Below are 6,964 nucleotides of genomic sequence, written 5' to 3' on the forward strand. Positions count from 1 at the left end.
TGGCGGTGGTGAAGTCAAGCCATGCGTGGTGCGGCAGGTCACTCAGCCGACAATCGCGCAGCCGACGCTGGTGAATTTGCCGTCGGCGACACGATAATGGATATATTGGCGCATTTCCTGGACCTGGCCCTTCGCGATCGGGGCGAACTGGTCGAGCCCCTGCGCCGCCAGCGCAGCGGCGTCGAGATCCTTGACGCCTTCGACCCGGATGATCCCTTCGAGCGCAACCAGGTCGGCGCTGGACGCGAAACGCTCGATCGTGAGCGTTTCGATGACATGGGCGTGGAGGAAACCGTAGAAGCGCTTGAACGCTTCGCGGGTGCCGAGGTCCACCCCGAAGAAGCGGATGCTGGCGCCCGGCGCGTAGAAATCGAACACCGTGTCATAGTCCCGGTCGTTGAACGCCTGCGCATAGCGATCGTAATCGGCGCGTTCCATCGCCCTCTCCCCTTGTCCGAAGGGGCGGGATTTTTCCCCTGCCCGCTTGCCCTTTTAATAACGATCGTTATCGTAAGGGCAAAGGGCGGATCGACGCCAGCGAAAAATGCAGGGAGAGGGTGATGAGCTATAGTGCGCAGGAACAGCGCAACCTGGATCTGGTGCAGGCTATGTTCGACCATGTGCTGATCCCGATGGACGGCGACGCCGCCGACCGCTTCATCGCGGCGGACTATATCCAGCATAACCAGTGGGTCGATACCGGGCTGGAACCGCTGAAAGCCTTTCTGCGCAAGGTGCGCGCGGAGAATCCCGATGCGGTGCATGATATCAAACGGCGCTTTGCCGATGGCGACCATGTGGTCGTTCATTATCATGTGCGGCGGTGGGCAGGCGATACCGGCTTTGCAGTGATGGATATCTTCCGCATCGAAGGCGACAGGATCGTCGAGCATTGGGACGTGGTGCAGGATGTGCCGGCCGACAGCCCCAATCCCCATTCCCCCTTTTGAGCCGGGAGGCAGCGATGCGATTCAAGGACAAGATCGTGCTGGTCGTGGGCGGCAATAGCGGCATCGGCCTGGCGAGCGCGCAGGCCTTCGCGGCGGAAGGCGCGACGGTGCGGATCAGCGGGCGCGACCAGGCGACGATCGATGCGGCGGTGGCCGGGATCGCCGGCGCAAGGGGGTATCGCGCGGACATCGCCGATCTGGACGCGATGGAGGCGGTGATCGGCGACATCGCGGCGCAGGACGGGCGGATCGATACGCTGTTCGTCAATGCCGGCGTGGGCGGCTTCGCGCCTTTCCGCGACCTGACGCCCGACGACTGGGACCATGTCCATGGCGTCAACCTGCGCGGCTGCGTGTTCGCCATCCAGAAGGCGTTGCGGCTGATGGACCGGGGCGGGTCGGTCGTGGCGACGGGATCGATCGGCGGCCATGCCTTCGTACCGGGCAACACCGCCTATGCAGCGGCCAAGGGCGGGCTGTATGCGGCGCTCAAGGTCATTGCGGGCGAACTGGTGGGTGAAGGTATTCGCGTCAACCTGGTCAGCCCCGGTCCGATCGAAACGCCGCTGCTGCACCGCAATCCGGGCATGAGCGAGGCCGATGTGGAGGCCATGCGCGAGGCGATGATCGCGGCGGTGCCGATGCAGCGCATGGGCCGGGCGGAGGAAGTCGCGCGTGCCGTTCTGTTCTTGGCTTCGGAGGAAGCCAGTTTTATCACCGCCGCCAATCTGTTCGTGGACGGCGGGACGCTGGAATTAGGGTGATTGGGGAGTTGGGTTGATGGAAAATCTGTTTTCGACGCTGGACAATCCGCGTCTGGAATTCGCGATGGAGGTGCGGCTGCAATTTCCGCGGGTTCAGACCATCGTGAATACGCCGATGGGCGGCAATCGCAGCGCCGTCTATGTCGATGGCGGGACGTTCGAGGGACCGCGGATCAGGGGCAAGGCGGTGCCGGGGTCGGGCGGCGACTATGCCTATTTCCGGCCCGACGACGTCGCTGTGTTCGACGCCCGCTACATGCTGGAGGAAGAGGATGGCACGTTGATCCTGCTCAACAATCGGGGTTTCCTTTGGGGGCGCAAGCCCGACACGATGGCGCGGTTGCGCGACTGGGCGTTCGGTGACGGCGAGCCGGTGGAGCAGCAGGATTATTATCTGCGCGGCAATCCCAGTTTCGAATGCCCGGTCGGCAAGCATGACTGGCTGACCAAGCATGTGTTCATTGGCGTGGGCGAGCGGCGCGCGGACGGGAATGTGCTGCGCTATTATGCGCTGACGTAACAAACCCCGTTCGCTTCGCGCGTGTCGAGAAGCGGCTGACGTGGCGCTTCTCGTTTCTCGACTTCGCTCGAAACGAACGGAGGGGATTATAGGGAAATCAGCGCGTCCAGGGCGATGGCGCCCTGCCCCGCCGGATAGACGATCACCGGGTTGAGATCGACTTCGCGAATGGCCGGCGTGGCGGCGACCATCTGGCCCAGGCGCTGGACGATATCGGCGACCGCGCCGATGTCCATCGCCGGGGCGCCACGGAAGCCGTCGAGCAAGGGCGCCATGCGCAGCGTGCGGATCTGCGCGATGATCGCGTCGCGGGTCAGGTCGGGCGGGAGCAGGCAGACATCGTGCAGCAATTCGGCCGCGACGCCGCCGAAGCCGACGAGGATGGTCGGCCCCCAATGCGGATCGTTGCGCGCGCCCACGATCAGTTCGACGCCCTTGGCCGCCATCCCCTCCACCAGCACGCCGTCGAGTTCGAGGCCAGGGCGCGAGGCGGCGAGATTGGCCATCAGCCGGTCCCAGCCGGCCGCCACGGCTTGCGGGTCGGCCAGGTTGATGATGACGCCGCCGGCATCGCTCTTGTGCGGCAGTTCGGGGGACTGGGCCTTCAAGACCACCGGATAGCCGAGGCGATCGGCGGCGGCGACGGCTTCGGCCGCGCTCTGGGCCAATTCGAAGGCGGGGAAGGCGATGCCCTGCGCGCCCATGATGGCCTTCGACCGATGTTCGGGGATGGTGCTGCCGACCTGCGCCAGATCGGCGATCGGATCGGCGGCGAGCGGGGCCACCTGCTCGTCGCGCTGACGATGGGCGGCGATGCGGGCAAGCGCGCGCAGCGTGCGTTCGGCGGTGGGCAGATAGGTGACGCCGGCCGCCCGCAGCGCGGCGAGATCGTCGGCGAAGACGCCGCCGCCTTCATCGACGCCGCCGACGATGACCGGCTTGGTTTCGCCGATCGCTTCAAGCGCGTCGAGCACCGCCTTGAACTTGATGTGCGAGGTGCCGGTGTCGGTCTGGATCAGGGTGAGGAGGATCGTGCCGATCCGGTCGTCCTGCGCCAGCGCGGCGAGCGTGCGGCCGTAGAGGCCGGGATCGACCAGCCCCTGGGCGGTGATGTCCATCGGGTTGGTGACGGGGACGAAATCGGGCAGCGCCGCGCGCAGCGCCGGGCTGTCGGCGTCGGTGAGTTTCGGCAGGTCGAGGCCGACCGCTTCGGCAAGGTCGAGCATCATCGCCTTGAACGCGCCGGATTCGGCGATGACGCCGGTCCCGCCGATCCCGGCGTCGGGCGAGCGGGCGAGGATTTCGACGATGTCGCCCAGTTCCTCCAGCGAGTCCGCGAGAATCACGCCCGCGCGCTGGACATGGACGGTCATGACCGCATGGTCGCCCGCCATCGCGCCGGTGTGGGTGGCGGCGCTTTCCGCCCCTGCCGCGCTGCGGCCAGGATGAAGCAGCACGACCGATTTGCCCGCGTCGCGCGCCGCGCGGGCGGCGGCGAGGAAGCGGGCCGGGTCGCGCACATGTTCGGCGATGAGCGCAATGACGGCGGTGTCGCGCTGGTCGACCAGATAGGCGAGATAATCCTCGATCCCGCTCGCCGCTTCATTGCCGGTGGAGATGTAGCAGTTCAAGGGCACGTCGCGATGGATCATGGTCGTCGCCAGCACGGCCGCCATCGCGCCCGATTGCGAGACGATACCGACGCGGCGATCGCCCTGCGCCTTCGCCTCCGGCATTTCGATGAAGGTCAGCGAGACATTGTCGCGGAAATTGACGAGGCCGAGGCAATTCGGCCCCTCCACCACCATGCCGCTTTCGCGGGCGATGCGGGCGATTTCCTGCTGGTCGGCCAGCCCTTGCGGACCATCTTCGGCAAAGCCGGCGGAGAAGATGACGGCGGCGCCGACGCCCTTGCGCGCAAGGCCGCGAATGGCGTCCAGCACGCCGGCGCGCGGGATGGCGAGAACAGCGACATGGACACCTTCCGGCAGGTCATCGACCGACGCGACGCAGGGCCGCCCGCCAATCTCCGTGCGCTTGGGATTGACCAGATGGATGTCTCCGTCAAAACCCTGCCGCACGAGGTTGGCCAATACCGATGCGCCCAGCGCGCCGGGCTTGTCCGAGGCGCCGACGATCGCGACCGAGCGGGGACGCAGCAGGCAATCCAGCGAAGCGGAGAGCAGGCCGTGACCCAGGATTTCCGTTTCATCCATGCAAACAGCTTCGGTCACGCGCATCCATCTCCCCGTTTCGCGCGGCGCTATCGGGTCGAATCGGCCGCCTCGTTCGCGCAGATTGTGCGCCTATGATACATTTTGCGCAAGCCCATGTTGTTCAGCCCTCGTCATCCGATAGGCCCGTCGCAGGCCCGATCCGGGCCAGCAGGTCGTGCAGCGTCGCCAGTTCATCAGCGCTCAGCCGCTGCGTCATGCGCGCGTCGGACCGGCGGACCGCAGCCACCATCTTTTCGAGCTGGCGCGCGCCTTCGGGCAGCAGGGCCAGGGCGTTGGTGCGCAAGTCGCGGCCCGGCCGCCGCTCCACGAAGCCCTTGTCGGCCAGGATGTTGACCAGCTTCATCGCGCTCGACCGATTGATGCTGAGCGCGCGACCCAGCGCGGTCTGATCGCAGCCGGGATTGTCGCGGATCAGGATGAGCGCAGTCATCTTCGCCGGCGACAGGTCGAAATCCGACAGCGCGGCGCGCGCGTCGGTTTCCATCAGCAAATTGGCACGCTGCACGCGATAGCCGACGAGCGTCTGGAGATCGGCCCCCTGTTTCATCTGTTTCGATACCCTCTTGCCAAAATTGTATCCCAGGCGCACATATACAGGATATAGCCAGCCGCTGCGGAAAGCGATAGCCAAGTGTCCGTCCGGATCGGCCTGCGACAGCCTATATAAGGAGAGCGACTCATGGATCGTGAATTTCGGATGCTGATCGACGGCGAACTGACGCCGGGCGCCAGCACGTTCGACGTGGTGAACCCGGCGACGGCAGAATCGTTCGCCGCCTGTCCCAATGCCGACGAGGCGCTGCTGGAACGCGCGATCGCGGCGGCCAAGCGCGCGCAGCCCGGCTGGGCGGCAACGCCGGTGGAGGAGCGCGCCGCGCTGGTCCTGAAACTGGCCGATGCGCTGGAAGCGCGGATCGGCGAATTCGCCAGCCTGCTGACCGCCGAACAGGGCAAGCCGCTGGACCAGGCCGGTTACGAGATCATGGGCAGCGTCTTCACCCTGCGCGCCTTCGCCGCGATGCGGGTGGAACCCAAGACATTGAAGGACGAGGGCGGCAACAAGGTGATCGAGCATCGCACGCCGCTGGGCGTGGTCGCGTCCATCACGCCGTGGAATTTTCCGCTGATCCTGCTGATGAACAAGCTGGGGCCGGCATTGGTCACCGGCAACACGATGGTCGCCAAGCCCGCGCCGACGACGCCGCTGACCACCCTGTTGTTCGGCGAGCTGGCGCAGGCGATCCTGCCGGCGGGCGTGCTGAACATCGTCTGCGACCAGAATGAACTGGGGCCGCTGATGACCGGGCACAAGGATATCGCCAAGGTCGCCTTCACCGGATCGACCGCGACCGGCAAGAAGGTGATGGCCTCCTCCGCCGGAACCGTGAAGCGGGTGACGCTGGAACTGGGCGGCAATGATGCGGCGATCGTGCTGGACGATGTCGACGCGCGGCAGGTGGCCAAGAAGGTCTATCAGGGCGCGATGACCAATGCCGGGCAGATTTGCGTCGCAGTGAAGCGCGCCTATGTCCCCAGCGCGCTGTATGACGATTTCTGCGACGAGCTGGCGAAGCTGGCGAACGAGGCGATCGTCGACGATGGCGCCAAGCAGGGCACGACCATCGGCCCGGTGCAGAACAAGATGCAATATGACAAGGTCAGCGCCCTGATTGCCGACGCCAAGACGCGCGGCACGGTGCTGGCGGGCGGTGAGCCGATGGACCGGCCGGGCTATTTCATCGCGCCCACCATCGTGCGCGACCTGCCCGAAGACGCGCCGCTGGTGCAGGAAGAGCAGTTCGGCCCGGTGCTGCCGGTCATGAAATATGACGATATCGCCGATGTCATCGCCCGCGCCAACGACAGCGATTATGGCCTGGCAGGCACGGTGTGGGGCAAGGATGTGGCGCGCGCGACGGCGATCGCGATGCAGATCGACACCGGCACGGTGTGGGTGAACCAGCATCTGGCGATCGACGCCAACATCCCCTTCCGCGGGGTGAAGCAGTCCGGGCTGGGCGGCGAGCTGGGCGAAGCGGGGCTGCTGGAATATACCCAGGCGCATATCGTCAACATCGTGGAATTGGAGGACGCCTGACCGTCATCCCATTGTAACCCGAAGAGGGTCGACGACGCATAATGCGTCTTCGACCCTCTCTTTTTGAGATTTTCCACCTAGTCATTCGGCATATTCGGAACATTCCATCGTGCGGTCATCATAGCCTCGATCCCAAGGGACCACCCCCCGATCGAGGAGTTCGCACTTGGCCTTTTCCCGCTTCGCCACCGCGGCCGTCGGCGCCGTCACCCTCGCCGCCATGGCCATGCCCGCCAGCGCCCATGGCATCTGGTTCGCGCAGCGGGCGCGCCAGTTGGCGCTGATCTATGGCGTGGGCGCGGACGATCTGGACGCGGTCAAGCGGCTGCCGCTGGTCAAGACCGTCACCGGCTATGACAGCGACTGGGCGCCGGTGGCCACCTCTCTTCGCGCCG

Annotated in this window: 7 protein-coding genes and 1 pseudogene; 5 read left to right on the forward strand and 3 right to left on the reverse strand. The window is 65.7% G+C overall.

Annotation, left to right across the window (positions count from 1 at the left end; all coding sequences use genetic code 11):
• Window positions 1-42: 42 nt before the first annotated feature.
• Window positions 43-438, reverse strand: coding sequence for a nuclear transport factor 2 family protein (locus EWH12_RS13165; protein ID WP_066609148.1), 396 nt, complete (start codon window positions 436-438; stop codon window positions 43-45).
• Between the two features lie 122 nt (window positions 439-560).
• On the opposite strand from EWH12_RS13165, the gene EWH12_RS13170 reads away from it, so the two are divergent.
• Genes EWH12_RS13170 through EWH12_RS13180 form a run of 3 tightly spaced genes read left to right on the forward strand, consistent with a single transcriptional unit; the run spans window position 561 to window position 2,234 of the window.
• Window positions 561-950 carry a nuclear transport factor 2 family protein gene (locus EWH12_RS13170; protein ID WP_066609147.1) on the forward strand — a complete coding sequence of 130 codons (390 nt, stop codon included), beginning with the start codon at window positions 561-563 and terminating at the stop codon, window positions 948-950.
• 14 nt (window positions 951-964) lie between these two features.
• Window positions 965-1,714 (forward strand): SDR family oxidoreductase, encoded by a 750-nt coding sequence (locus EWH12_RS13175; RefSeq protein ID WP_129926878.1) that lies wholly within the window; start codon window positions 965-967, stop codon window positions 1,712-1,714.
• 16 nt (window positions 1,715-1,730) lie between these two features.
• Entirely contained in the window at window positions 1,731-2,234 is a 504-nt protein-coding gene (locus EWH12_RS13180) for a DUF3237 domain-containing protein (protein WP_129926879.1), read from the forward strand.
• An 86-nt stretch (window positions 2,235-2,320) separates the two neighbouring features.
• Here EWH12_RS13180 and EWH12_RS13185 read toward each other — a convergent pair whose 3' ends face one another.
• Together EWH12_RS13185 and EWH12_RS13190 are read right to left on the reverse strand one after the other, a co-directional pair.
• Window positions 2,321-4,450 (reverse strand): acetate--CoA ligase family protein, encoded by a 2,130-nt coding sequence (locus EWH12_RS13185; protein ID WP_129926884.1) that lies wholly within the window; start codon window positions 4,448-4,450, stop codon window positions 2,321-2,323.
• Window positions 4,451-4,571: 121 nt separating this feature from the next.
• A complete protein-coding gene (locus EWH12_RS13190) occupies window positions 4,572-5,018 on the reverse strand; it encodes a MarR family winged helix-turn-helix transcriptional regulator (RefSeq protein WP_066609221.1) in 447 nt (148 codons plus the stop codon).
• A gap of 132 nt (window positions 5,019-5,150) precedes the next feature.
• Here EWH12_RS13190 and EWH12_RS13195 point away from each other — a divergent pair, with 132 nt between their 5' ends.
• Both EWH12_RS13195 and EWH12_RS13200 read left to right on the forward strand, forming a co-directional pair.
• Window positions 5,151-6,569: an aldehyde dehydrogenase family protein gene (locus EWH12_RS13195; protein WP_129926880.1), complete on the forward strand. Its 1,419-nt coding sequence runs from the start codon at window positions 5,151-5,153 to the stop codon at window positions 6,567-6,569.
• A gap of 166 nt (window positions 6,570-6,735) precedes the next feature.
• A pseudogene (locus EWH12_RS13200) lies at window positions 6,736-6,964 on the forward strand (DUF4198 domain-containing protein); the annotation flags it as partial.

It is taken from the genome of Sphingobium cupriresistens (assembly GCF_004152865.1).
GTDB lineage: Bacteria > Pseudomonadota > Alphaproteobacteria > Sphingomonadales > Sphingomonadaceae > Sphingobium > Sphingobium cupriresistens.

What these genes read in the sequence shown, in the direction of transcription:
- EWH12_RS13165 (WP_066609148.1), bottom strand. Translation starts at nt 438, where the DNA reads ATGGAACGCGCCGATTACGATCGCTATGCGCAGGCGTTCAACGACCGG.
- EWH12_RS13195 (WP_129926880.1), top strand. Translation starts at nt 5,151, where the DNA reads ATGGATCGTGAATTTCGGATGCTGATCGACGGCGAACTGACGCCGGGC.
- EWH12_RS13175 (WP_129926878.1), top strand. Translation starts at nt 965, where the DNA reads ATGCGATTCAAGGACAAGATCGTGCTGGTCGTGGGCGGCAATAGCGGC.
- EWH12_RS13190 (WP_066609221.1), bottom strand. Translation starts at nt 5,018, where the DNA reads ATGAAACAGGGGGCCGATCTCCAGACGCTCGTCGGCTATCGCGTGCAG.
- EWH12_RS13180 (WP_129926879.1), top strand. Translation starts at nt 1,731, where the DNA reads ATGGAAAATCTGTTTTCGACGCTGGACAATCCGCGTCTGGAATTCGCG.
- EWH12_RS13170 (WP_066609147.1), top strand. Translation starts at nt 561, where the DNA reads ATGAGCTATAGTGCGCAGGAACAGCGCAACCTGGATCTGGTGCAGGCT.
- EWH12_RS13185 (WP_129926884.1), bottom strand. Translation starts at nt 4,450, where the DNA reads ATGGATGAAACGGAAATCCTGGGTCACGGCCTGCTCTCCGCTTCGCTG.